Here is a 24,420-nt window from a genome sequence, read left to right on the forward strand (position 1 = left end):
GGAGTGGTCCTTTGGGTAGGTTCAGTGGGAAGCGGCGACGACGCCGAGGTCGGTGAGCAGTTCGCGGCGCAGGGTTTCGTGTCCGGCAGCGTCGGTGGCAGTCCCGACCTCCGGTGAAACCGTGCGGATGGTGGCCACGTGGCCCCTGTCCAGCACCACGATCCGGTCGGCCAGGGAGATGGCCTCGTCCACGTCGTGGGTGACCAGCAGGACGGCGGGCCGGTGGGCGGCCACCAGGTCACGCAGCAGCCCGTGCATCTTGATCCGGGTGAGGGCATCGAGGGCGCCGAAAGGTTCGTCCGCCAGCAGCAGCTGCGGTTCACGGACCAGCGACCGGGCCAGTGCCACGCGCTGCTGTTCACCGCCGGACAGTTCGTGCGGCCAGGACTTTTCGCGGCCGGCGAGCCCCACTTCGGCGAGGGCCTTGCGCGCCCGGGCCTCGGCGTCGTGCTCCCGCAGACCCAGGGTGACGTTACCCAGCACCGTGTCCCACGGCAGGAGCCGGGAGTCCTGGAACACCACGGAGACCCGCTCGGGGACGCTGATGACGCCGCTGCCGCGCACATCGTGGTCCAGCCCGGCGAGTGCCCGCAGCAGCGTGCTCTTGCCGCAGCCGCTGGGGCCGAGGAGGGCCACGAATTCGCCCGGTGCAATGTCCAGGTCCACGCCGTTCAGGACGCCTTTGGGCCCAAAGCTGCGGATCAGGTTCCGGACGGAAACTGCGGTGACGTCGCCGGAAGCGGGCCTGCCGGCAGGGTTGACGACGGCGGATGTTGCGACGGCGGTCAGCCCGCCAAGGTGCGTTGCCACGAGAGGGCCTTTCGTTCGATGAGGCGGACGGCGCCGTCGGAGATCAGGCCGAGAATGCCGTAGACGGCCAGTCCGAGGACGATGATGTTGGTTTGGCCGTAGGTGCGGGCGAGCTCCATCATGTAGCCGATGCCGCTGGTGGCGTTGATCTGTTCCACCACCACCAGGGACACCCAGGCGCCGGTGACGGCGAAGCGCAGGCCCAGGAAGAAGCCGGGCAGGGCGCCGGGGAGGACCACCTTGCGGATGAACGCCGCCCGGCTCAGGCCCACGGTCTGGGCGAGCTCCACGTAGCGCAGGTCGATGCCGCGCAGTCCGGCATGGGTCTGCAGGTAGATGGGGACGAAAACGCCGAGGGTGATGGTGAGGACCTTCATGGTCTCGTCGATGCCGAACCACAGGATGAGGAGCGGGATCAGGGCGAGGCCGGGGATGGCGCGCTTGATCTGCACCGGCCCGTCGATGAGCGCCTCACCCACGCGGCTCAGCCCCGACACGAGGGCGAGCAGGGCGCCGACCACTATGCCGAAGAAGAGCCCCAGGCCTGCCCGCTGGGCTGAGATGGCGAGGTTTTCCTGGAGCCGGCCGTCGGCGAGGAGCTCACCGGCGGTGGCCACCACAGTCCAGGGTTCGGAGAGGATCCTCGGGTCCAGCAGGCCGGTGGCCGAGGAGACGGTCCAGAGCGACAGCAGGGCGCCGGGGCCGAGCAGCCAGGCCAGCCGCCGGCGGCGTCCCGGTCCCAGCCGCCTGCCGGCGGGCCGGATATCGTCCCGCGCCGTGAGCGCCGGATCCAGGTGGGGTTCGACGGCCGGCCGTTCCAGCACGGTAGCGGCGCTCATGCTGCACCTCCCTTGGCTGCCTCGGCGAAGGCGGTGCCGGCGATGGCCTCATACCGGGTGTCATACAGGTCCGCCGCCTTGAGCTGGGGCTTTTTCTGTTCTTTCGACAGCAGGTCGATGGTCTGCTGGTGCCGCTCGATGCCCTCGGTCCAGGAGGTGGGAACGTCCCGCTTGCCGGCGGCGTCGATCAGGTATTGGCCGTCTTCGCGCGACAGGCCCTGGTCCTTGACGTAGTAGCCCGCCAGCCATTCCTCGGGGTGGTCCTCGATCCAGCGCTGGGCCTTGCCCCACACCTTGACGTACGCGGCCAGTGCGGCGGCCTTGGCCGGGTCTGCCAGCACCTTGGCGGGGGAGTAAAGGTGCCCCGGATCATCCCGCAGGCCGTGCCGCAGGGTGGTGCCGCCGTCGGCCTTGTACTTGGCGAGGTAGCGCTTGATCTGTACCCCACCCAGCGGCGCGGCATCCACCTGCTTGCTGGACAGTGCCGTGGAGTAGGTATCACCGGTGCTTGGCAGCTCGATGAGTTTGACGTCATCCTGGGCGAGGCCTGCCTTTTCGAGGATCCGCAGCACCAACGCACCCTGGGCCTGGCCCGGGCTGTAGGCGATCTTCTTCCCGCGCAGCTCCGCCAGGGAGGAAATGCCCGCTCCGGGGGCGATGCCCAGCTCGTAGATCGGGTGGTTCACAGCGTCCTGGCGGTAGGCACTGGCGATGATGCGCACATCGAGCCCGGTCCAAGTGGCATGGATGGGCGGGATGTCCGCCACGGAGCCTACGTCCAGGGCGTTGGCGCGGAACGCCTCTGTTGTCTGGGGCCCGCCGGAGATGTTGGCGAACTCCACGTTGAATCCTTCGAGCTCCTTCTTCAGGCCCGAGAGCTCCAGGGCCACCTTGACGGTGGGGTCTCCCACTTTGATGGTGGTTCCGGCGGGAACGGTGGTGGCCAGCGGCGCCAGTGACACCTGGCTGGTGGAGTTGCCGGCGGTGGCGGTACCGGCGCAGGCGGTCAGGAGCCCCAGTGCGGGCAGGGCCAGGAAGGCGCCGAGGGCTCGGCGGCGGGTGACGCTGGAGGCCCCGGATATAGCGGACGGGGGCTGGGAGGAGGCGGCGAAGGTCATGGTTGGCCTTTCGGTGGATTGGCGTGGGAGAAGTGGCATGCGAAGTTGGAAGGAAGGCACGGCCGAGCTGGCCCTCGAAGAGAGCCCGGAGCGGGATGGGGTAATACCGGAGGTGCTGCGCGCTGTCAGGTGCCGGCAGTCAGGAGCGGGGGAGCCGCCGCCGTTGGGCACTGCGCATGCCGCACATTCGGTGTGTGGGGCAACAGGCGGAACCGAAGGGGCTGCCTTGGCGGCGGATGATGGTATCCGGCATCGGGTCCTCCTGTTCGTTCTGCGAGGTTCTACTGCTGTTCGGTGCTGCTGGCCGAGGCCGTGGAAACACCTAAGCACGGCAGTCAGGGCCTTGGCCAGCACCTTGCAAAAGACGCGAAACGGGAGGAAACGGCGCTACTTACTGCGCCATCAAAAGGACAAAGCGGGCAATGCTGCGCCATGATCCGCAACGGTGGTTAACGTGACTGGAAAACCGGGCCAGCCCGCTTGGTCGAAGCTAGCCGGCGCTGGCCTGGGCGAGTTCGGTGATCTTTTCGGTTGCCGCCCAGGAGGCGAGGAGCTTGAGGCTTTCCTCTGAAGGGCTGCCCGGAGTTGCGGGGTAGACCGTGAGCGAATGTCCGGGGTCCTCCTCGAGTCCCAGGACCTGGTAATTCAGTTCGAGCAGCCCCACCACAGGATGCTGGAAGAACTTGGTCCCGGCATAGTGCCGGCGGACGTTGTGGGCTGCCCAGCGCGTACGGAAATCGTCGCTGCGCATGGACAGTTCGCCCACCAGCTCTGCGATGCCCTTGTCATGCGGGTTTCGTCCGGCCTCACGGCGGAGGATGGCCACGTTGGTGTTCGCTGCCCGCTCCCAGTCCGTGTAGAAGTTGTGCGCACGGGGGTCCAGGAAGATGAAGCGTGAATGGTTGGCCGGGCGTGCCGGGCCGCGGTACATGTCCGAATACAGCGCGTACCCCAGGGTATTGGCGGCAACGATGTCCATCCGGTTGTTTCCGATGAAGGCCGGCGCTCCCGTGATGGTGTCGAGGAGGTAATGGAGTTCCGGGCGCACGCGGCTTGGCGCGGCGCTCGCCGCACGCTTCCGGCCCGTCCTGTTGGCCGTGCGGGCCAGGTCGTACAGATGATCATGTTCGGCCCGGTCCAGTTCCAGGGCGCGTGCGATTGCATCGAGGACACTGTCCGAGACGCCCGTGAGGTTCCCGCGTTCCAAGCGGGTGTAGTAGTCCACGCTGACGCCGGCGAGCCTGGCCACCTCTTCCCGGCGGAGCCCGGGCACGCGGCGGCGTCCGCCGTACGGTTCGATCCCTGCCTGCTCCGGAGTGATGCGCCCGCGGCGGGTGGAGAGGAACTGGCGTACCTCGGCTCGGTTATCCATAAGGACACGTTACGACGAATGGCCAATCCGTAAGGAGGGTCTGGCAAAACCCGTTTCAGCAGAGCCCTCGCTAGGACTTCCGGGGGCCGGTTTGATGGAACCATCCCCTTTTCGTCATCAACCAGATGGAGTGCTCAACAGATGCTGCCAACCGCTACGCGGGCGCCCGCGGCCGGCGCCGTTCCCGCGACGCTGGTGGCCACGGTCATCTTCCTGACGGCGGTGGCACCCCTGGCGACGGACATGTACGTCCCGGCCTTCCCGCGCGTCTCCGCGGATTTCGGCACCACGGCCTCGGCGGTGCAACTGACCCTCAGCACGTTCTTCGCCGGGATGGGCCTCGGCCAGCTGGTGGGCGGCCCGTTCAGCGACCAGCGCGGACGGCGGCTGCCGCTGGTGGCGGGCACCGTCCTGATGGCAGTGGCATCGGTGGCCTGCGCCCTCGCCCCGAACATAGCACTCCTGATGATCGCCCGCTTCCTGCAGGGCTTTGGCGGCGGTTGGGCCATGGTGATCGGCCGGGCCGTCATCGTGGACCTGGCTCATGGGTCCCAGCTGGTCCGGGTGCTGAACATCGTGATGGGCATCGGCGGAGTGGCACCCATCATCAGCCCGCTGCTCGGGGCGGTGATCCTGCAGCTGACCGGGTGGCGGATGACGTTCTGGACACTGGCCGCCCTGGGCATCCTGATGACATTCTGTACCTTGTTCGTCGTCCCGGAATCGCTTCCGCCGGAGAAACGCCACTCCGGCGGGCTGGCTGAATTCGGCCGCGCGGCGAAGGAGGTGCTCTCGAACCGCAGCTTCGTTGGGTATGTGGCGGTGGCGTCGTCGGCCTTTATCGCCTTGTTTGCGTACGTGGCAACGTCCGCGTTCATCCTGCAGAACATGAACGGCCTCTCACCGGTGATGTACTCCATCGTGTTCGCCGCGAACGCGGGCGGCATGACCATCGCGGCCCTGGTATCAGCGAGGATGGCCGGCCGCGTCCCCACCCGGAAGGTCATCCTGGTGGGGCAGCTCATCGCCCTCGCCGCCGGGGTGGCAATGCTGGCCGGAGCACTGTGGTGGGCCACCCCCCTGCTCGTGGCCATGGGCAGCTTCTTCGCCCTCATGGTGGCGCAGGGCCTGATCAACACCAACGGCGGCGCCCTCGCCTCCGCGGAGGTGCCCCGGCACCCAGGTACCAGTTCCGCCGTCCTGGGACTCGTTCAGTGGACCACCGCAGGCATCGTCGCGCCGATCGCTGGCCTCGGCGGCGAGGACACGGCCGTGCCCATGGCCCTGCTCATGATCGGCGGGGCACTGCTGTCCCTGTTCGGGCTCCTTGTCCTGGCCCGGCCCCACGTTCACAGTCAGAGGAAGGAATCAGCATGAATATCGAACCAGCCCGTGAAACCATCAAGAATCCGCCGGAGCAGTTCGCCGGCGACGTGTGGTTGGACGTCATTGCCGCACCACACGGTCCTGAGCAGCGTGCAGTGGTTGCCAAAGTGCGTTTCGCGCCCGGCGCCCGCACTGCCTGGCACTCGCATGAACGCGGCCAGTACCTGCATGTCACCGCCGGCGTTGCCCGCTTCGGCAGCCGGGACGGCACGATCATTGAAGTGCATCCCGGGCAGACGCTTTACACCCCGCCAGGGGAGGAGCACTGGCATGCCTCGGCCAACGGAACCTTCATGGAGCACATCGCCATCCTCGAGAACGGTGACGACCCCGCCGTCACCACCATCTGGGCAGAGCACATCACGGACGACGAGTTTGAAGGCCGCCAAGGGTAGGACTGCCAAACCCAGTATCAACAGGGCCACCCCTGCCGGCCTGATATGCCGGTGTGATGGCCTGTGACCCCGCTAGCATTCTAGAGAACCCCCAAGAACAACAGGAGAGCCATGACTACCGTCAAAGCTTATGCATCCCCGTCCGCCACAGAGGACCTCATTGCCACCACCATCGAACGCCGCGAGGTGGGCCCGCACGATGTCCTGATCGAGATCAAGTTCGCCGGCATCTGCCACTCGGACATCCACACTGTCCGCGGCGACTGGGGCCCGCAGCAGTACCCGCTGGTCCCCGGCCACGAGATCGCCGGTATCGTCACCCAGGTGGGTTCCGCCGTCACGAAGCACGCAGTAGGCGACCGGGTGGGCGTTGGCTGCATGGTCAACTCCTGCAAGGAGTGCGCCAACTGCCTGAAGGGCGAGGAGCAGTACTGCCTCAAGGGCATGGTGGGCACCTACGGCGCGGTTGACCGCGACGGCACCATCACCCAGGGCGGTTACTCCAGCCATGTTGTGGTGACCGAAGACTTCGTGGTGCGCATTCCGGAAGGCCTGAACCTCGACGTCGCCGCCCCGCTGCTGTGCGCCGGCATCACCACGTACTCACCCCTGCGGCACTGGGGCGCCGGTGCCGGCAAGAAGGTCGCCGTCGTCGGCCTCGGCGGACTCGGCCACATGGCCGTCAAGCTCGCCCACGCCATGGGTGCTGACGTGACGGTCCTGTCCCAGTCGCTGAAGAAGCAGGAGGACGGCCTGCGCCTGGGCGCGGACCACTACTACGCCACAAGCGACGAGGACACCTTCCAGGAGCTCGCCGGCACCTTCGACCTGATCATCAACACCGTCAGCGCCTCGATCGACATCAGCTCCTACCTGCAGCTGCTGGCCCTGGAAGGCGCCCTGGTTAACGTCGGCGCCCCCGCGGAGCCGCTCCCGGTGAACGCGTTCGCGCTGATCGGCGGACGCCGGTCCTTCGCCGGATCCATGATCGGCGGCATCCGTGAAACCCAGGAGATGCTGGACTTCTGCGCCGAGCATGGCATCGGCGCCGAGATCGAGGTCATCCCGGCAGAAAAGATCAACGACGCTTACGAGCGCGTCCTGGCCTCGGACGTCCGCTACCGCTTCGTGATCGACACCGCCACCCTCTAGTACCAAAAAGCGTTCGACGGCGGCCGGCTCCCAAGGGGCGGGCCGCCGTCGGGCTTAATCGCCGGAGCTTTCCGCGTCGTCACCAAAGAGCTGGTCCACAGCATCCGGGGCGAAGATCTTCCGCACAACGAGGGTGGTGAGCCCGTGGCAGGCGGCGAGGTCCTCCGGATGGCCGGCCTCCACCACCATGCCCTCGGCGATCCGCTCCACCACATCGGTGAGGACACGGGAGGACACCTTTTCCACAAACCCGGGCAGGGCACCGATCTGTCCACCCAGCACCAGGCGGTCGGGGTTGAGGGTGGTGACGGTGGCTGCGAGAGCCCGGCCAAGCACGTCGGCAGCATCAGCAAGGGCATCCTGGACCTCCGGGTTTTCCGTCCCTGCTGCAGCACTGATGTCGTCGATTTTCGTCAGACCCAGATGGGCAAGCCTGTCCCTGAGCGCGCGTCCCGAACTGTAGGCGGCCAGGCACCCGTGACGGCCGCAGCGGCAGAGAGGGCCCTCGGAGGACATACGGATGTGGCCGATGTCGCCGGCAGATCCATGGGCGCCGCGGAGGATGGAACCTTCCACCACGATGCCGCAGCCGATGCCGGTTCCTACCTTGACATAGACGACAGTCTCAGCGTCACTTGCCCTTTCGCCCAAGGCTGCGGCACGGGCATCGTTCTCAATGACCAGGGGCAGGTCCCAGGTTGCCTTGACTGCCTGCACCACTGAATCGGGGGACCACCCGGGGATGGTGGTCTGATGCTTCACGTGCCCGGTTCCGGCCTCCACTGGTGCCGGAAGGCTGACGCCAACACCAAGCAGCGTCTCACCGGTGCCCTGTTCCAACAGTTTCCTTCCTGCTTCCAACAAAGGGGTCAGGACCGAGTCCGCCGGCGCACTGATGTCCAATTGGAAGGTCTCGGCGCGCAACTGGCGGCCGGTGGTGTCGGTGACACTCACGGTGCCGTGGGTCTGGCCGAGAGTCAGCGCCAGGACAACGCGCCCGCGGTCCTCGAAACGGATCTTCCGGGAAGGCCGGCCGCCCGTGGAAGTGAGGGGTTCCGCCTCATAGATGTAGCCGCGGCGGGTGAGTGTATCCAGCCGTTCGTAAAGCGTGGCACGCGACATTCCGGTGGTCGACAGCAGCTGCTGGCGCGATAGTCCGTCTGCCGAACGGATCAGCTCCAGAAGATGCCCATGCGAGGTTGCCCCGCCCAGACTCGCAGGCATTCTTTCAACTGTCACAGCCGCCCCCTTTCCCGGTCTACAAGCCTACTTCCCCACAGGCTCAGGGAACTCCAGTGGCCGGCACGGCGTCGGCGGCGAGGAGGGCGCCGGCCAGGTGGAAGGCACCAAAAACCGGCTCGACCGCGAGGGGCCGGGCGGCGGGCAGGCCTTCCCCGGCCAGGTGGACATTCAGAGCTTCCACAAGCGCAGGCTGGTGGACTCCGAGCCCGCCGCCGACTACCACCGGCCCAATCAGGGCGAGGCGCCGGGCAACCTGCACCACCTGGTCCGCCAAATGCCATCCGCCCTCGCGGATGATGGCCTGACTGAGCACGTGCCCGCGGCCCGCCGCCTCGAAAACCGCCCCGGACCGTTGCGCCCAGTAGCGTCGGTCGTGGTTGGTGTGGAAGTGGCTGATCAGCTCTGCGGCGTGTTCCAGCCCGCACTCGAACAGCAGCAGCCGTGTAAGCTCGTCCGGCGGAAGGCCCAGATCGTTCTGCCGGAGGCTGTGGCGTACAGCTTCCCGTCCGAACCAGTAACCGCTGCCTTCGTCGCCCAGCAGGTAGCCCCAGCCCCCGCTCCTGGCTTCTTCACCGGCATGGTTGATTCCCCAGACGGCGGAGCCCGTGCCGGCGATCAGCGCCATCCCCACGTCCTGGCCTGCTGCTGCCAGGATCAGTCTGGTGTCGTGGACAATTTCTACCTTCGCGCGTGGAGCATATGGCGAAATGAGCTTCCGGAGGTTGGCGGCGTCCTGTTCAGTGTCGATCCCGCCGGCCCCGACATACACCTCGTCAGCCTCCACGCCGCCAAGGGCAGACATAAGCCCTTCAAGGTTTCGACTGGCAGTGGACTTGTCCACGTTCTGGACGTTGGCGCTCCCCGCAACCTCGTCCCGGGTGACCCGGCCGCCGTCGACCCTGACACCGTGCGTCTTCGAGCCGCCGATATCCAGCCCCACGATGATTCTTTCCTGGGACGCCGGAATTGAGTTCATTGGGGGTTCTCTCCGGATTGTCCCGGAGCAGGCTCAGCTCCCATCCACTCCAGGGCAGCAGCCGCGGTCCAGGCCTGGGCAAGGCTCCCCAAAGGTTCGCCGGTTAATGGTTCGTAGTACTCCCCGAACTGCAGATCGGCCAGCTGTTCAAGCGAAGCCGACCTGAGCTGGCTGTAAAGCCCGGCTTCGCCGTCCCTGGCAGCGGCCCAGCCCAGCAGGAGGTTGAGGAAAGGCCACACCGGCCCCCTCCAGTACGTCCGGGGCCTGAAAGCGTCGCTTGCAGGCGAGGTCGACGGCGGCAGCGGGAACCGGAGGTCCGGGAAGCCCATCCATCGCGGTCCTTGCAGCAGCTTGCGCTGGGCGGCCAGGAGGTCCGGGTCTCCGCCGGAAACGAGCGGGGCAAAACCGGAGATGGTTTCGGTGCCGATCCACTCTCCGGCCAGCACGTCGTAGTCCCGGGCCAGGCCGGTCGAGGGATCCACAGTTGATGCCACTCCGGCCTGGAAGCGGGCAGCCATCAGCCTCAGTTCTTCAGCTTCCCCGCCCTTCCCGATTTCATCGGCAAGGTCGGCCAGAACTGCACTGGAGGCGGCCATGATGGCGGAGAAGAACACGTCCCGCACCCGGAAGTGGACCACTTGCTGTACCGCGTCGTCGTCGAAGGCTGCATCCGACATCTGCTGGACCAGCCAGAGGTACTTTGTGTACTCGGCATCGTCCGGCCGTTCGCTGACGTCCGCCACGTGCAGGGTGTCCCGCCGTGTGAAGGGGGCGACGTCGCCGGGAACCACGCGAGCGTAAGGTCCATCCCAGCGGGGGGAATTGTCGAAGCCGGATTCCCAGCCGTGGTGGATCTCGATGAGGCCAACACCGTCGGGGTCCCGGACCGTGGCGAGCCAGCGGTGCCACGCGAGCCAGCCGTCAAAGGACTCGGCAAGAAACTCTTCGGCTGCTGCCTGGTCCGCGCCGCCATTTTCCCGGCCGCGGTCAACGATATGGCGAAGCGCGATGGCGTGCACCGGGGGCTGGCAGATTCCGCTGCTCTTCACACCTGGGGGCAGGGCTGCCGCGTTCGCCGTTCCCCAGCGGTCAAAGCCGGGAAAATAGCCGGTGTCATTGTCGCTGAACACAATATGCGGGATCATTCCGGTTGCCCACTGGGCCTTGAGCAGGGTACGCAGCTCGGTAACGGCGCGCGGGACGCTGGTACGGGCCAGTCCTATGGCTACGAACGCCGCATCCCAGCTCCACATGTGCGGGTAGAGGTTCGGCGCGGCGCTGGTCATGGTGCCGAGGTCATTGAGGCGCAGGACCTCAATGGCGGCGCTGCGGAGCTGTTCCTTGGAAACGGAAGTGACGGGGTTCAATTGGCCTCCAGAGCCATCGAGGTTTCGCGGTCATAGACGCGCATGGTGTTGGGGGCAAAGCCGAGCCAGATCGTCTTGTGGGGTGCCGTGCGGAACGTCGGCGGCGCCTGGACTTTCAGGGTGTGGCCGTCCACTTCTACCGTGAGGAGAATGGTTGAGCCCATTGGTTCAACCACCAGGACCGTGGCCGCGACGTCTCCCGAGGAACGCTCGTTGCTCACCGTCACGTTTTCGGCCCGGACGCCCAGCAGGACGTTCCTTCCGGCGAAGGACCGCAGGATGGACGGCGCCATAAGCTGCTGTTCGCCCAGGACAAGGGTCCCGCCGTCGTGACTCACTGCGGCATCCATGAAGTTCATGGGCGGAGAGCCGATGAAGCCGCCCACGAAGCGGTCCGCCGGTGCATCGTAGACGTCCAGCGGGTCGCCGAGCTGGGCGATCCGGCCTTTGCGCATCACGGCCACCTGGTCACCGAGGGACAACGCCTCGCTTTGGTCGTGAGTGACGTACACGGTGGTGGTGCCCAGGTCCTGGACGATCTTTTTCAGTTCCGACCGGAAGGTCAGCCGCAGCAGGGCGTCCAGGTTGGAGAGCGGCTCATCCATGAGCAGGACGTCGGCATCCATGACAATGGCCCGGGCGACGGCGACGCGCTGGCGCTGGCCGCCAGACAGGTTGGCGGGAAGCCGGTCCAGGTACGGGCCCAGCTGCAGCAGGTCCGCCGCCCACTGCACCTTGCGTTCGATTTCCTCCGCGGGCACTTTTGCCATGCGCAGCCCGAAACCGATGTTGTAACGGACTTTGCGGTGGGGGAACACTGCGTAGGACTGGAACACCATGGACAGGTTGCGCTTGTTGGGCGGCAGGTAGGTCACGTCCCGGCCGCCGATGGAGATGGAGCCCGAATCGGGAAGTTCGAGCCCGGCGATCATGCGCAGCAGGGTTGTCTTGCCGCAGCCGGAGGGGCCCAGGAGGACAGTAAATTCGCCGTCCTGGATCTGCAGGGACACGTCATCGGTGGCCCGTTCGGATCCGCCCGGATAGGTCTTAACGAGGTTGGAGATCTGGATATCAGCCACGATCGGCTCCTTCTGAAGTGCGGTGGTAGGTCGGGCGGACCTAACGGATGGTTGAGCCCCACATGTTGGTGAGGTAACGGCGCATCAGCGCAATGAAGATGATGGACGGGATCACCAGTGCAAAGCCGCCGGCAAACCGGTATGCCAGTGGCGAGTCGGACAATGAGCTGAGCACCTGGGCAGGCAATGTGCGGTGGTCCAGGGTCAGGATGGAGGCGCCCAGGACCTCATTCCAGGACATAACGAACGTAAAGATGGACGCCGCCGCCAGGCCCGGCAGCGCCATGGGCAGGACCACCCTGGCGAAGGCTCCAAGCGGTGTGCAGCCGAAGAGCCTCGCCGCCTCCTCCACGTCGATGGGCACGCTGAGGAAAACGCTGGCCGAGATGAGGATTGTGGTCGGCAAGGCAAGCGCGGTGTGCAGCAGGATCACGGCGTACGTCGTGTCGTAGATATCCACCGTCAGGAAGAGCCTGGCCAAGGGAACGGAGAGGACCACGATGGGAAGGGCGCGGGTGAAGAGCAGGAACAGCTGGTAGGGGTCTTTGCCTTTGAAGGTGTAGCGGGCAAGCGCATATCCGGCGGGAACACCGATAACAGCGGCGAGGAGCAGTGTTCCCAGCCCAACGATCAGCGAGTTGCCCAGGGCTCCGAAGATCCCGGTGGACCCAAGGAACGCGTTGAGCGTCTCAACGGACAGGTTGGTGGGCAGCAGCGACAACGGAAACTGGTTGAGGGAGTCCCTCGTGGACAACGCCGCGAGCGAGATCAGGTAGATGGGGACCAGCATAAAAAGTGAGACGGCGATGCAGGCGGCCTGGAGCAGGAAGCGGTTGCGTTTCTGCCGCGCGATGGGGGTTGTGTCCACTGGTGTGCTCATCGGAGCCCTCCCTGGTTTTTGTCGCGGAGTGCCCGCAGGTAGAAGATCGACGTCAGCATCGAGACGACGAGGATGACCAGTGCCAGCGCAGCGGCGACGTTGGGGTTCTGCAGGCCGGTGTACCAACGGTAGGTCTCGCCCACCACAAGGGGGAAGTTTTGTCCGGTGAGGGCCTGGGCCACGGCAAACGTCTGGAAGGCGAGGATTGTCCGGAGAATGAGGGCGACCTGAAGGCTCGGCTTCAACAGTGGCAGGGTCACGTGCCGCAGCCGCTGCCAGAACGTGGCGCCGAAAACCTGGGCGGCTTCGTCGTAGTCCTTGGGAATGCCCTGCAGGCCTGCCACCACGATGATCAGCACCAGCGAGGTTGCCCGCCAGAGTTCAGCGATCAGGACGCACATGAACATGCTCGCCTGGTTGTCGTAGGCCAGCCAGGAGCCGCCTTCGATGCCGAACCATGACAGGATCGAGTTCAGGTAGCCACGATCGTTGAAGATTGCGAGCCAGACGAGTCCCGCTGCAAGGTCGCTGAGTGCCAGGGGTATGGCCCAGACAAAGAAGTGGACCTTGTGTAACCGGGGATTGGTCCGCAGCATTAGCGCCATGCCGATCGCCAACGCGAACTGCAGCGGAATCATCACCACGATGAGCAACAGGGTGTTGCGCACGGCAGGCCAGAAGTAGGGGTCCTGGACCATCCGGGCGACGAAGTCCAGCGTGAAGCCGTTTTCATCACGGAAAGCCTGGAGTATCCCCTGGATAACGGGCCAGCCAAGAAGAAGCGCCATAAAGACCACCGAAGGGGCAATCAGCAGGATCGCGGGCGGTATTTTGCGCCGGCGGGGCGGGGCCAGGGTTTCGGCGTGAGTGGGTGGTGCCTCGACGGCCATTACGCTACCTCGCACTTCGTTGAGATGGGATCTGGTGCCCAGCACGGAACATTCAAACCCTGCAGGATGGTGTTGAGCTGTGTCGCCTGGGCATCAAGGACCTGCCGGATGGGGCGGTTTTCCAGGCAAATCTGCTGGAAGCAGTTCTTGAAGATTTGGGATACTTCGCCTTCCTTCGCTCCCAGCCCCACCGGGGGAAGGGCAAGGAGTGCGCCTTCAGATCGTTGCTGCCGCCGGACGGCGGCGGCTTCCAGCGCAATGGCTCCCGTCAAGTCCGAGGGGAGTTCCGTCTGGACAACGGGGAAGAAGGCGTTGCTGCGCAGTGTCTCGATCTGGGACAAGGGTTCGGACAGGGCACGGATGGCCTTTTCTGCCAGGTCCCTGTCCTTGCCGTTCCTGGGCAGTGCGAGGCCGGCGATGATCAGCATGTATCCGCGGCCTTTGGGGCCTCGCGGTGCGGGGACCATCAACCACTCTTCCGGGTTGTTGGCTGGTGCATTGACCAGCCGCGCAACGTGGTCCCATCCCACCAGCACCTCGCCACGCGCCAGGGGTTCCTGCATGTTGTCGTAGTTGGTGGATGCAGGGGTCAGGGCGGACCACAACTCCTGCATGTAGGTCCAGGCTGTGACGGCGTCCTCGTTCCGGAATGTGGTGATTTGGCCACCCGTGAAGCTGGGCAGCAGGAAGCCCTGGTAGAAGCGGTGATGCAGGCCCTTGGGGCCAGCGGGCATGCCAAAAACAGGGCGGCCGGCGCCTTGTTGTGCTGCCTTCGCCCACGCAAGGTAACCCTCATAGGTCAGATCATTGACGTCCACTCCGGGCGGCAGCCACTCAAGGGCCTTCTTGTTCACGGCCACCACGTATGTGGCCTGCATCCAGGGGACGTAGCGGGATGTAGAGCCGCCCACTTTCGTCAGCTCGAGCATCTCCTTGGTGAAACCACGGCCGGAAAGATCGCGGAGCAGGTTGTCCACATCCTCAAGGGACTCGGCGAGTGGGGCGAGCTCACCGTGCAGCCCGCCAAGCAGGGAGGTTTTGATGTTGCCGGCGGAAGCCTGGGTGCTGACAGTGGAGGAGAAGACGCCCGGATCCACGGAGTTGTATGCGACCGGTGCCTTCGCGAATTTCTTCAGCACCGCCTCATACCGCTGTTTCTCCTCAACGGGCGTGAACTGTGTGGAAAGGAAGCCGACAGTCCCTTCCCCGGCGGCCGCGCCACTTGTATCAAAACCAGCGCAGGAAGCCAGGAAGGGGACTGACATGGCCGTTCCCAGTCCGGCCAAAAGGAGGCTTCTGCGGGACATCGAGGTGTGCTTGGGCTGGAAATACATGTCTTTCATTGACTGCTCCAATCGAGTGTGCGCCACTGCACAAACTTTCGTTTAAGCATTAGACATAAGATCCAGCCTGTCAACCCCCGTCGAGGGCGGGGTCTCTTGCTGCATGCAAAGAAGTCAGGTCTCCACCTGGGATCCGGGGAGCCTCTCGTGGTGTCGAGGGTGCAGCCGGCAGCAGCAATGCGGCGGCAACAACGCCATCCACGTCGCGCGGGATTTCCCGCGCATCTCACCTCAGGCCTTCGCCTGCATCCGCGAAAGCCTCGTTAGCGGCAGGGGCTATTCGCTGCCCGATTCCTCTTCGAGTTCTGCCAGCACGTCGGCTGCGTCCGAGTTGCCTGCGGCGGCCAGGCGCCGGAGCTCATCAAGGTCGCCCTGTTCGCCGGCGGTTTCCACCAGTTGGTCCGCCGCGTCCCTGCTGCCGGACTCCGCCAGCCGCCGCAGTTCGGCCAGGTCCCCGCGTTCGGCGGCGCGTTCAACCAGTTCATCCACGGCGTCGGAATCACCGTTCGCCGCACGCTGCCGCAGGGCCTGAAGTTCAGGGTCGGGTGTCTGCACGCTTCAACTATGGGCGCCGCATCAGTGCCCGTCGAGAGCAAAAGATGTCAGTACAGGAAGATGTCGATCCATTCCCGGTTGTGTGCGTGGATCAGCACCAGGAACAGCACGAAATCGAACAGCAGATGCACGCTCACAATGTAGGACAGCGACCTGGTGATGGTGAACAGCCGCGCCTGCAGCAGCGCAAACGGGAAGATGAAGAACGGCGCCCAGGCGTGGAATCCCAGCTCCCACAGGAAGGATGTGAAGAGCACGGCCTGGAGCAGGTTGGCCTGCCAGTCCAGGAGGTGCCGGCGCAGGAGCGTGAATGCCGTGCAAATGAAGAACAGCTCATCCCAGATGCCCAGCACGTTGGTCCCCAGGAAAAGCCTGGCAATGCCCTCCGGGTCGCTGACGGCAGGCCAGTTGTTGTAGACGCCGGTCCGGATCATATAGACCGGCATCAGCGCGTACCCGATCACCAGGACCGCGGGCAAATACCACTTCTCGGCGCGGGTCCACGGCTCCCCGGTCCGGACAGGGAACCGGATGGCATGCTCCTTGTTGATGAACCGCGAAACGACGTACGGAATACCAACGGCCAGAATCATCGCCGTGCCCATCACGGCCATATGTCCGGTGCTGATGTCCGTGGTGATGGGCACCAGGCTCATCGCGGTCAACCCAACGGCGATCAGTGCCAGGTCGATGAGCAACCGGCGGTTGATCATTGCGGCCAGTACAAGGGCGGCGGCCAGGAGCAGGAAGCCGGAAAGGCGGTCCTCGCGGACAAACAGCAGAAAGCCTGACGCCGAGACCAGCACCGCCGGGATCACATTAAGCGAGGCACGGCTCAGCCCAGTGGGCCGCGCCTGGTGCAGGCGGGCTTGGGCAGAAGGCTGCGTCATGGACTCTTCCTTCCCACTGGTGTTCCGACGTGATGCCACACTTTTCCTTGCCGTCCGCGTAGATTCTGTAGGAGCCGCGCGCACATTAACGCACACAATTAAAACCGTATCCCGCCGGCCGCTGACCCACGAGTCCCTCGATAAACGGGTCAGCACCCGGACACCCGGAAGCCTGTTCCCGAACGCCCGAAAGCAAAGGAAGCCCGCCGTGACCATTGATGCGAACCACCAACCCGCAACCGAACAGCTGATCATCATCGGTTCCGGCCCCGCCGGCTACACCGCCGCCATCTACGCCGCCCGTGCGGGCCTGGAACCCTTGGTGCTGGCCGGATCCGTCACGGCGGGCGGCGCGCTGATGAACACCACGGAGGTGGAAAACTTTCCCGGCTTCCCGGGCGGCATCCAGGGCCCCGAGCTCATGGACGGGCTGCAGGAACAGGCTGAGAAGTTCGGCGCCAAGGTGGTGTTCGACGACGTCACGAAAGTTTCGCTGAAGGGTCACGTCAAGACTGTGGTCACCGGCGGCGGTGAGACCCACCGGGCCCCGGCAGTCATCCTCGCAACCGGCTCGGCGTACAAGGAACTCGGCCTGCCGGAGGAGAAGAAGTTCAGCGGCCACGGGGTGTCCTGGTGCGCCACCTGCGACGGGTTCTTCTTCCGTGAACAGGACATCATCGTCGTCGGCGGCGGTGACTCGGCCATGGAGGAAGCGATGTTCCTGACGCGGTTCGGAAAGTCCGTCACCGTCGTCGTCCGCCGCGAGGAGCTGCGTGCGTCCCGGATCATGGCGCAGCGCGCAAAGGACAACCCCAAGATCACGTTCGCCTGGAACTCCGCAGTTACGGCGATCCACGGTGATGGGAAGGTCTCCGGGGTGACGCTGAGGGACACGCGTTCGGGGGAGACGCGGCATCAGGCCGCTACGGGGATTTTCGTCGCCATCGGTCACGTCCCGCGCACCGAACTGCTGACCGGGCAGGTGGACCTGGACGAGGACGGCTACATCAAGGTGGATGCACCCACCACTGTCACCAACCTGTCCGGCGTTTTCGCCTGCGGTGACGCCGTGGACCACCGCTACCGGCAGGCCATTACAGCCGCCGGCACCGGTTGCGCCGCCGCCCTCGATGCCGAACGCTACCTGGCCGCCCTGAATGACGCAGACAGCATCGCCACAGCCCTGGTGGAGGAACCCACCCACAGCTGAGGGACTTCCGGGAGGGCAGTCAACTGAAGCGGACGACGGCGGTTACCTCCCGCCGTCGTCCGCTGCAGTTTTGTTTCGCGAGTTAGACGGAGGCCAGTGCCCGGTCCTCGCCGCGGACGCTCAACGTGAACGTGTTGGGCCCGCTGCAGGTGACAGCAATGCGGCACGTGGTGGTGTTGTGGCGGGCCGAGAGGTCACTCACCGCGGCGTCAAGCGTGTGGTGGAGGGCTGACCGGTCCCAGATCTTGAGGGTCACGGAGTCATTGGCATCGAACGTCATTATTCAACTTCCATTTCATGCGGTGGGCGGCCCGGAATCTTCTTTGCCCGGACCGTGTCCTCGTCGATGAGGACGGACTGCAGGTGGGAAAGCGCATTCCCTTGCTTCCATGGTGCAGGCTGCTTTGAGTATTAGCAACCGGTGCAGGGGTGATGTGACCAAGCACACCGAACCGTCGCGAGCGTGAGCCCGTCGCTGGCGGCCCTGCTTTTCCATAGTGCCCAGAGTCGGCGAAGTGCCTCAACCGAAACGGCAATTATTGCAAGTGATTCTCATCACGGCAGTAGGGGCGGCGTAGCCGTACGCCTATTCGTCGAAGTAGGTATCGATCTGCTTCTCGCCCGAAATGGAAGCGATGACGGCCGCTGCCACGTCCCGCAGCTTGATATTGCGTGTGCTGGAGGCCTTGGTGAGGATTTTGAAGGCCGCGTCCCGGCTGCACCTGTTTTCGGCCATGATGGCGCCGATGGCCATGTCAATCACCGTGCGGGACTGCATGGCGACTGCGAGGTCATTCCGGGCTTCGTTGAGTTGGGCGATGCGAAGAACCAGGCGCAGCGAAGTCGCCGCCTGGTTGGCGAACGCTTCCGCCGTGGAAATGTCCTCGTCCGTGAATCCGTTGCTGCAGCCGGAATACAAGTTCATCACGGCCTCGGCCTCACCGGCCAGGTCCAGCGGCACGGCAAGGATGGATGAGACACCGTTCTCCTGGGCGGCCTTGGTGTAGTGGGCCCAGCGGCGCTCTGCGGCCAGATCAGGAACCAGGAGCGTGGTTCGGTTCCGGAGGGCGGTCAGGCAGGGGCCGTCCCTGTACCCGTTTTGCAATTCGTCCAAGGCACGGGCTGCCGCGTCGCTGCTGGCCACAACTTGGGGCCTCTTGCGCCGCATGACCGTCACGCCGCTGTGGATCCGGTTGCCCGGGGAGGACAGCCGGGCAGCGGCAATCAGCGCCAGATCGGTAAGGAAGCCGGCCACATCCTTGCTGTTCAGGACCAGTTCCTTCAGCCGCGTCTCCACGTCCGGGACGGGAACCGGGGCCGCCTGCGGCACGATGCTGAAGTTTCCGGCGCCGGACTCCTGGTTGGTCATAGCGATTCGCCTTCCAACAGTTCCGTCATGGCCATGGCGATCAAGGCAACCTGACCCGACGGGATGTCAAGTGCCTCATGAAGATAGGCGTCCAGTGACATCTCGTCGATTCCGCCGCCCAGCCCGTAGTAATAGGTCCACAATTTGGCCAGCGGAAGGTCGGTCTTCCGGAAACGCTCCGCTGTGCCCCGCCGTACTTCGGCGGCAAAATCCGATCCTTCGGGACCATCGGCTCCGTAGGGATACATTTCTATTCTCCGTCCCCCTCTGTTCCGGGAAGTCCGGCTCCGTGCACGATGTCAGTGGCGATGTCGTGCATTCGGCGGTTGGTTGACTTGGCGGCCAGTTGCAGGATCTGCAGGGCATCTTCACGGCCGCCATGCTGCTGGAGCATGATCAGGGAGACGGCCGCGTCCACCACTGCCCGCGACCTCAGGGCGGCGCGAAGGTGCTCTGGATGCGCGTCAGTTCCGTGCAGCCGCAGGGCGATTCTCAGGACACGCGACATGGCGGCGGCGTGCTCTTCGAGAAGCCCCACTGTCTCCTCATTGAAGGTGCCCGCCGTGCCTGCATAGCAGTTCAATCCGGCATGCGAGAAGGGGTCAGTGGGGATGGGTACGGCCAGCACGGAGCGAACGCCCTCCTGGAGGGCAGCCTCCAAGTAATCGCTCCAGCGTTCGTCGTTTTCCAGGTCCGCAATCAACACCAGGCGCTGCTGCCGTGCGGCAGTCAGGCATGGTCCGTCGCCGAACGAGTACTGCGTTTCATCCAGCCGGCGGCCCTCATCGCTGCTGCTGGCAACCGTTGCAGCTCCTCCGCCGCGTTCCACTGTGATGGTGCAGGTGACAGTGCCATCGGATCCCAGAAGCGAGGCGGAGATCGTGGCCAGGCCAAGGAGGAACTCGGGGAACCCGGGGCTTTCGAGGAGCAGATCCTGCATCCGGTCCAAAGTGGTAAATCTGCTGTCCTGGGCCATGGGCCCTCGATCCATAGGTGCGCCCTGGGCAGTTGCCCCTGGCTGGCGGCCTCCGCTCTCTACGCGGCGGACCTGTGCATTCAACCCCTGGATCTGATGGGTATCCCGAAATCTCCTAGTACCGACACTACGCCGGTACCGGACCTATTGATATGCCCGGTCCTTGATCTACTCGTCCGGTTCCGCCTGCCGGCCGATGCCATCTTCCCGGATCTCCGATGCGGCAGGGGCAGGACCCGGACCGCCGTCGAAATCGTCAGAATACGGCGCGCGGGGCCGGGGGAGATCGTCAATCAGCTCATTGGCCGCCAGCGCCAGCAGGTCGCGCTGCACGGGCGGCAGCGACAGCAGCCCCTGCAGGTAGGCCTCCACCTCGTACTCGCCGGCGTCTCCGGACATCCCAAAATACTTCAGCCACAGCTCGGATATGGAGATGCCGGCGGCCCTCATGGCCGAACGGAGCCTGCGCCGTTGTTCCGGTTCATTAGGATCGAAACCCATGGGTACGGCCTACGATCCGGATGCCGGCGTCCCGGCCAGGACTCGTGCGCTGATGTCCTGCAGTGCTGTGTTTTCGTCGCGGGCATGCCTGATCAGCCACTGCAGCGCTGCTTCATGGGTCAGGCCCATACGCTCCATCAGCACGCCGCAGGCCCGGTTCACAAGGTCGCGGGTGTACAGGGAGGCCTGCAGGCCCTCGGTCATTTTGTGGGGTGCCTCGCTGGCCTGGATGTGCGAAAGCAGCGTGGCGGCCGGCGCTGCAAAAAGTTGCAGCAGGGTGGTGCTGGACTCGTTATAGGTGTTGGGCTCCGCGGCATACAACTTCAGTGCGCCGATGGTCTCTTTGCCCGCGATGAGGGGAGCGCTGACAACCGAACGCACGGGCAGCCCTGCCACCGCCCTGCGCCAGTCCGGCCAGCGGGTTTCAGCCCGGATATCCTCGAGCAGCACGGGCTTTTCCGTGGCCCAGGCGGTCAGGCACGGACCCTCCCCGCGCTCGTATTGTGTAGCGTCGGCCTCGGCCACAATCCTGTCGGTGTACCCGCTGCTGGTCCGGCGTCCACGGGCATCCATGAGGGACACTCCCGCTCCGATGGTGCCCGGAACCGACTCTTTGGCCGCTTGGGCAAGGAGCCGGACTGCCGTGTTCACCTTTTCCTCGGTGAGCAGCAGCCCCTGGATGCGAGCGATCACCGTGCTGAGCTCGTCAAGGGGAAGTTGCTGCGCCATAGTTCCAGCATAGGGCCAAGGCCTTCCTGCCGTCCCTCGGCTCACAGGGAGGCTGCTTCGGTTCAGAAGGATGTACGACGGCGGGAGGGCGCCGCGGTGCGCTCGTTCAGGCGATCAGCCTGGGCTGGCATTCGGCGGGCTCCCAGCGATGCGGCTCCTTTTATTGGATGAGGTCCTGCAGGTACGGTGCCCGGGGCAGTGGCGGCAGCTCGTCGATCAATTCATTTGCAGCATGCGCCAGCAGGTCGCGCTGGCCCGGCGGCAGGGAAAACAGCGACTGGATGTAGGCGTCTACTTCGTATTCACCCACAGTTCCTCCAATGCTGAAGTAGCGGAGCCACAGATCTCCATGCCTGAGGCCGGAGCCCTGCAGGGCTTTGCGCAGGAGCCGGCTTTGCTCCTGTTCAAGACCCGCCGAGGAGTCGGGGCCGCTCATTTCATGGTCCGTCATCAGGGGTTCTCTTGGTTCCGGTGAGGATCTCGGTGCTGATGTTCAAGAGTGACTGCCTGCTGGCCTTGGAGAGCTCCACGAGCTGCTGAAGGGCCGTGGCCTGGTCAAGGCCGTGCAGGTGCATCAGGAAGCCTTGGGCGCGGTTGATGGTATCCCGGCTGTTCAGGGCAGAGGCCAGGACCTGGGTGAAGCGTTGCGGAGCATCAGCGCTCTGGATGTTGTCCAGCAGCGTCGCTGCGGGGACCACGAGTTTTTCCAGTGGCCGGGCAGTGGCAGCGTCGTACGCGCCGGGCTGGGTTGAATAGATTTTCAGAGCCCCGAGGCAACGCGTGCCAGCCACTAACGGTGCGCTGATGACTGACCGGATGGCGAGGTCCTTTACCGCTTGGGACCACAACGGCCAGCGGTCTTCGGAGCGGACATCGTGGATCACCACTGTGCGTTCGGTGGCCCAGGCAGTGATACATGGACCTTCGCCGAGCTCGTATTGGGCCGCGTCTGCCTCCAGGACAAGGCCATCTGTGGCGCCGGTACTGGTTCTGTTTCCCTGTTCGTCCATGAGCGAGACTCCCGTACCCGAACTGCTGGGAAAGGCATCCCGGATACCTTCGGCCAGCAGTTGGACAGCGCGATCCACCTTCTCCTCGGTCAGGAGCAGGCCGTTGATGCGGGACATTGCGAGAGTGAGTTCATCCAGGGGGAGCTGCTGTGGCATGGTAGCCGACCTTCTGTGCAGGACGAGGCTGTTCTTGGAAATGCCCCCTGCTGGGCCGGGAGCGGAAAGATTTTTCCCACTCCATAACCAGCATAACCCTCCGAGTCGTCCTCGGCGCCGGGTCAGACAACCCGGCTTGCCCCTTTACCGGTTGAATTCAATGTAGGCTGGGGAAACGTTTGGAAGTGGGCGTCTTAAGCCGCACGGGAAAAACTGGATGTGGCTGAAAGCTCGACTTCAGGAAGTGCCATGGACGCTTTGCCCCACACCGCCGACGCTTTGCCGAGGGCTGCAGACGGTTACACCGCTCTCGCCGTCATGCAGGACGGCATCATTTCCCGCCTCCAGGACCTCGTCCTGCAGGCCGACGACGCCCAGGACTTTTTCCAGGAACTCGCCGTTTTCTCGGCTTCCCTCCTGGCCCCCGCCGGGGGAGAGGTGCATTGCAACGTGACGGTGGCGCGCCGGAAGCGGCCCGTCTCTATCGCCTCCAGTACACCCAGGGCGCGTGTCATGGACGACCTGCAGTACGCATTCGGCGACGGACCATGCCTTACTGCCATGCGCACAGGAAAGACCACGTACGTTGCGGATGTGGCAGAGGAACAGCGCTGGCCGGAATATGTGCAGGCAGTCTCGGCCCACGGCGTCGGTTCAATTCTGGGCGTGCCCCTGCACCTTGAGGGAGATTCCTCGGCCGCTTTGAACATCTACTCAACGGCAGTGCATGGATTCTCCCCGGAGGACATCGCACGTGCGGAGTTGTTCGGCGAGCAGTCCGCCAAGACGCTGCGGCTTGAACTGCGCCTCGCCCAGTTGAGGGATGCCAAGGAGGATCTGGAGGCCGCGATGAAATCGCGGACGGCCATCGATATTGCTGTCGGCGTGATCATGGCACAGAACCGTTGCAGCCAGGAATCAGCGATGGCCATCCTCAGGAAGGCGTCCAACAGCCGCAACATCAAGCTGCGGGACGTAGCGGCAGGCATCATCGAATCAGTTTCGCCGGATTCCGCCCTGCGTACGCATTTCGACGAGTGACTTGCGCGAGTGTCGACGAATAAGCCCTGGCGTTAACCGGCGGCAGGGGACCATGACAGGACCATTCGAAGGAGCGAGGACGTCGATGCAGCCTTCCAAAACAGCAAAACTGCAAGGAACCTTCTACATCATCAACGGCTTGTGGCCGCTCGTCCATATGCGCAGCTTCGAGGCCGTGAGCGGACCTAAGGCAGATAAATGGCTAGTGCGCACGGTATCGGGCCTGCTCATCGCCATCGGCCTTGAACAAGTGCGTGCCACCCCCGACAGGGAAAGCGCGGCCGTTGCAAGGCGACTCGGCATCGGTGCTGCCGTAACGCTCGCTGCAATTGACTTGTATTACGCCTTGAGTGGGCGCATCAGCAGGGTCTACCTGTTTGATGCCACAGTCGAGCTTTTCTGGATCCGGGCTTGGCTGGGCAAGGACTTGGCTGCCGGCAGGGGAAAAGTCCCATTGGACAGAAGCACGCAGAGTGCGTAAATTTTTCAGTGGTAGGCGTCACATTTGTGGCGACCTGCCCTTCCGGACCTAGTGCAGGGCCTTCGGGAGTGACCGCTGTAGCACCACGGCGGATGGATGCACACCAGCGAAAGAGAGCCATCATGGCTGCCTCGCATTTCTCACAGTTCCTTGCTGAAGCCACCGTTCCGGAATTCGATACCGACTGCCCCATGTCTGCCGATTGCCTCTATGGGCTTTACGTCAGTTGGTGCCTGATCAACGGTCTGGAAGCCAAACCGGATGTCACCTTCCGGGCCGCGATGCACCGCGCCGGCATCGACCTCACCGACACCAGGCTTCGGATGGTGGGCCCGGCAGCGGCCGATTACATCCTGTCCAGCTACCCTGCCGCGGCCTGACGATGTCCATAAATCCGGAGGGTCCCAAGAACCGCATTGACGGCGTCCTGGCCTTTGGCGGGCAGTTTGTCCACTGTGGCCAGCCAATGCAAAAGACGGGCTCCGAGCTGCGCAGGCTCATTGCGCCGGCCTTCACTGACAAGCCATTCGAGGACGCCTTGGACGTCTACCTGACAACGCAGGTACTGCACTGCCAGTGCGGTTTCCAGATGGAGGTGCCCGAATAGGCGCCTTGCGGGGGGTGGGCCGGCTGCAGAGCGGGGTGGCAGCCGG

29 protein-coding genes are annotated in these 24,420 nt (G+C 64.6%); 8 read left to right on the forward strand and 21 right to left on the reverse strand.

Going from position 1 to position 24,420, the window contains the following annotated elements:
- Positions 1-21: 21 nt before the first annotated feature.
- The 4 genes from QF038_RS02220 to QF038_RS02235 all read right to left on the reverse strand — a co-directional run bounded on the left by QF038_RS02220 (position 22) and on the right by QF038_RS02235 (position 4,139).
- Positions 22-810, reverse strand: coding sequence for an ABC transporter ATP-binding protein (locus QF038_RS02220; RefSeq protein WP_307608333.1), 789 nt, complete (start codon positions 808-810; stop codon positions 22-24).
- Positions 786-1,649 carry an ABC transporter permease gene (locus QF038_RS02225; RefSeq protein ID WP_307608335.1) on the reverse strand — a complete coding sequence of 288 codons (864 nt, stop codon included), beginning with the start codon at positions 1,647-1,649 and terminating at the stop codon, positions 786-788. The genes QF038_RS02220 and QF038_RS02225 overlap by 25 nt, the downstream gene beginning before the upstream one ends.
- Complete coding sequence (locus QF038_RS02230) at positions 1,646-2,767, reverse strand: ABC transporter substrate-binding protein (RefSeq protein WP_307608337.1); 1,122 nt, start codon at positions 2,765-2,767, stop codon at positions 1,646-1,648. Before QF038_RS02230 ends, QF038_RS02225 begins: the two co-directional genes overlap by 4 nt.
- Before the next feature lie 490 nt (positions 2,768-3,257).
- Entirely contained in the window at positions 3,258-4,139 is an 882-nt protein-coding gene (locus QF038_RS02235; RefSeq protein ID WP_307608339.1) for a helix-turn-helix transcriptional regulator, read from the reverse strand.
- Positions 4,140-4,280: 141 nt separating this feature from the next.
- Here QF038_RS02235 and QF038_RS02240 point away from each other — a divergent pair, with 141 nt between their 5' ends.
- From QF038_RS02240 to QF038_RS02250, 3 genes are all read left to right on the forward strand, one after another.
- On the forward strand, positions 4,281-5,516 hold the full coding sequence (locus QF038_RS02240) for a multidrug effflux MFS transporter (RefSeq protein WP_307608341.1): 1,236 nt from the start codon (positions 4,281-4,283) through the stop codon (positions 5,514-5,516).
- Positions 5,513-5,920, forward strand: coding sequence for a cupin domain-containing protein (locus tag QF038_RS02245; RefSeq protein WP_307608343.1), 408 nt, complete (start codon positions 5,513-5,515; stop codon positions 5,918-5,920). The genes QF038_RS02240 and QF038_RS02245 overlap by 4 nt, the downstream gene beginning before the upstream one ends.
- A gap of 111 nt (positions 5,921-6,031) precedes the next feature.
- On the forward strand, positions 6,032-7,072 hold the full coding sequence (locus QF038_RS02250; RefSeq protein WP_307608345.1) for an NAD(P)-dependent alcohol dehydrogenase: 1,041 nt from the start codon (positions 6,032-6,034) through the stop codon (positions 7,070-7,072).
- A gap of 54 nt (positions 7,073-7,126) precedes the next feature.
- Here the strand turns inward: QF038_RS02250 and QF038_RS02255 are convergent, their stop codons facing one another.
- From QF038_RS02255 to QF038_RS02295, 9 genes are all read right to left on the reverse strand, one after another.
- Positions 7,127-8,296, reverse strand: a complete 1,170-nt coding sequence (locus QF038_RS02255) for an ROK family transcriptional regulator (protein WP_307608347.1) — start codon at positions 8,294-8,296, stop codon at positions 7,127-7,129.
- 58 nt (positions 8,297-8,354) lie between these two features.
- Positions 8,355-9,290 (reverse strand): N-acetylglucosamine kinase, encoded by a 936-nt coding sequence (locus tag QF038_RS02260; protein ID WP_307608349.1) that lies wholly within the window; start codon positions 9,288-9,290, stop codon positions 8,355-8,357.
- Complete coding sequence (locus tag QF038_RS02265; RefSeq protein WP_307608351.1) at positions 9,287-10,657, reverse strand: glycogen debranching protein; 1,371 nt, start codon at positions 10,655-10,657, stop codon at positions 9,287-9,289. Before QF038_RS02265 ends, QF038_RS02260 begins: the two co-directional genes overlap by 4 nt.
- Complete coding sequence (locus tag QF038_RS02270; RefSeq protein WP_307273427.1) at positions 10,654-11,736, reverse strand: ABC transporter ATP-binding protein; 1,083 nt, start codon at positions 11,734-11,736, stop codon at positions 10,654-10,656. Before QF038_RS02270 ends, QF038_RS02265 begins: the two co-directional genes overlap by 4 nt.
- A 40-nt stretch (positions 11,737-11,776) precedes the next feature.
- Positions 11,777-12,616: a carbohydrate ABC transporter permease gene (locus QF038_RS02275; RefSeq protein ID WP_307608354.1), complete on the reverse strand. Its 840-nt coding sequence runs from the start codon at positions 12,614-12,616 to the stop codon at positions 11,777-11,779.
- Entirely contained in the window at positions 12,613-13,506 is an 894-nt protein-coding gene (locus QF038_RS02280; RefSeq protein WP_307608356.1) for a carbohydrate ABC transporter permease, read from the reverse strand. Before QF038_RS02280 ends, QF038_RS02275 begins: the two co-directional genes overlap by 4 nt.
- Complete coding sequence (locus QF038_RS02285) at positions 13,506-14,849, reverse strand: ABC transporter substrate-binding protein (protein ID WP_307608358.1); 1,344 nt, start codon at positions 14,847-14,849, stop codon at positions 13,506-13,508. The genes QF038_RS02280 and QF038_RS02285 overlap by 1 nt, the downstream gene beginning before the upstream one ends.
- Positions 14,850-15,125: 276 nt before the next feature.
- The gene (locus QF038_RS02290; RefSeq protein WP_307608360.1) at positions 15,126-15,404 is read right to left on the reverse strand and encodes a hypothetical protein; all 279 of its coding nucleotides are present in this window, start codon (positions 15,402-15,404) and stop codon (positions 15,126-15,128) included.
- Positions 15,405-15,451: 47 nt separating this feature from the next.
- Entirely contained in the window at positions 15,452-16,294 is an 843-nt protein-coding gene (locus QF038_RS02295; protein WP_307608362.1) for a type II CAAX prenyl endopeptidase Rce1 family protein, read from the reverse strand.
- Positions 16,295-16,502: 208 nt separating this feature from the next.
- On the opposite strand from QF038_RS02295, the gene trxB reads away from it, so the two are divergent.
- On the forward strand, positions 16,503-17,504 hold the full coding sequence (gene trxB, locus QF038_RS02300; RefSeq protein WP_307608364.1) for a thioredoxin-disulfide reductase: 1,002 nt from the start codon (positions 16,503-16,505) through the stop codon (positions 17,502-17,504).
- 82 nt (positions 17,505-17,586) lie between these two features.
- Here trxB and QF038_RS02305 read toward each other — a convergent pair whose 3' ends face one another.
- The 8 genes from QF038_RS02305 to QF038_RS02340 all read right to left on the reverse strand — a co-directional run bounded on the left by QF038_RS02305 (position 17,587) and on the right by QF038_RS02340 (position 22,245).
- The gene (locus tag QF038_RS02305) at positions 17,587-17,784 is read right to left on the reverse strand and encodes a hypothetical protein (protein ID WP_307608365.1); all 198 of its coding nucleotides are present in this window, start codon (positions 17,782-17,784) and stop codon (positions 17,587-17,589) included.
- A gap of 306 nt (positions 17,785-18,090) precedes the next feature.
- Positions 18,091-18,873, reverse strand: coding sequence for a GAF and ANTAR domain-containing protein (locus tag QF038_RS02310; RefSeq protein ID WP_307608366.1), 783 nt, complete (start codon positions 18,871-18,873; stop codon positions 18,091-18,093).
- Positions 18,870-19,121 (reverse strand): hypothetical protein, encoded by a 252-nt coding sequence (locus QF038_RS02315; protein ID WP_307608368.1) that lies wholly within the window; start codon positions 19,119-19,121, stop codon positions 18,870-18,872. Before QF038_RS02315 ends, QF038_RS02310 begins: the two co-directional genes overlap by 4 nt.
- Positions 19,122-19,123: 2 nt before the next feature.
- Positions 19,124-19,849, reverse strand: coding sequence for a GAF and ANTAR domain-containing protein (locus QF038_RS02320; protein WP_307608370.1), 726 nt, complete (start codon positions 19,847-19,849; stop codon positions 19,124-19,126).
- Positions 19,850-20,017: 168 nt separating this feature from the next.
- A complete protein-coding gene (locus QF038_RS02325) occupies positions 20,018-20,350 on the reverse strand; it encodes a hypothetical protein (protein WP_307608372.1) in 333 nt (110 codons plus the stop codon).
- Between the two features lie 9 nt (positions 20,351-20,359).
- Positions 20,360-21,079 carry a GAF and ANTAR domain-containing protein gene (locus QF038_RS02330; protein WP_307608374.1) on the reverse strand — a complete coding sequence of 240 codons (720 nt, stop codon included), beginning with the start codon at positions 21,077-21,079 and terminating at the stop codon, positions 20,360-20,362.
- Positions 21,080-21,239: 160 nt separating this feature from the next.
- Positions 21,240-21,530 carry a hypothetical protein gene (locus QF038_RS02335; RefSeq protein WP_307608376.1) on the reverse strand — a complete coding sequence of 97 codons (291 nt, stop codon included), beginning with the start codon at positions 21,528-21,530 and terminating at the stop codon, positions 21,240-21,242.
- A complete protein-coding gene (locus QF038_RS02340) occupies positions 21,517-22,245 on the reverse strand; it encodes a GAF and ANTAR domain-containing protein (protein WP_307608378.1) in 729 nt (242 codons plus the stop codon). Before QF038_RS02340 ends, QF038_RS02335 begins: the two co-directional genes overlap by 14 nt.
- A 249-nt stretch (positions 22,246-22,494) precedes the next feature.
- Here QF038_RS02340 and QF038_RS02345 point away from each other — a divergent pair, with 249 nt between their 5' ends.
- The 4 genes from QF038_RS02345 to QF038_RS02360 all read left to right on the forward strand — a co-directional run bounded on the left by QF038_RS02345 (position 22,495) and on the right by QF038_RS02360 (position 24,374).
- Entirely contained in the window at positions 22,495-23,286 is a 792-nt protein-coding gene (locus QF038_RS02345) for a GAF and ANTAR domain-containing protein (protein ID WP_307608381.1), read from the forward strand.
- Positions 23,287-23,371: 85 nt separating this feature from the next.
- Positions 23,372-23,767, forward strand: coding sequence for a hypothetical protein (locus QF038_RS02350; protein WP_307608384.1), 396 nt, complete (start codon positions 23,372-23,374; stop codon positions 23,765-23,767).
- Positions 23,768-23,889: 122 nt separating this feature from the next.
- The gene (locus QF038_RS02355) at positions 23,890-24,147 is read left to right on the forward strand and encodes a hypothetical protein (RefSeq protein ID WP_307608386.1); all 258 of its coding nucleotides are present in this window, start codon (positions 23,890-23,892) and stop codon (positions 24,145-24,147) included.
- Between the two features lie 2 nt (positions 24,148-24,149).
- On the forward strand, positions 24,150-24,374 hold the full coding sequence (locus QF038_RS02360; RefSeq protein WP_091421495.1) for a hypothetical protein: 225 nt from the start codon (positions 24,150-24,152) through the stop codon (positions 24,372-24,374).
- Positions 24,375-24,420: the final 46 nt, after the last annotated feature.

Source organism: Pseudarthrobacter sp. W1I19, assembly GCF_030817835.1.
Lineage (GTDB): Bacteria > Actinomycetota > Actinomycetes > Actinomycetales > Micrococcaceae > Arthrobacter.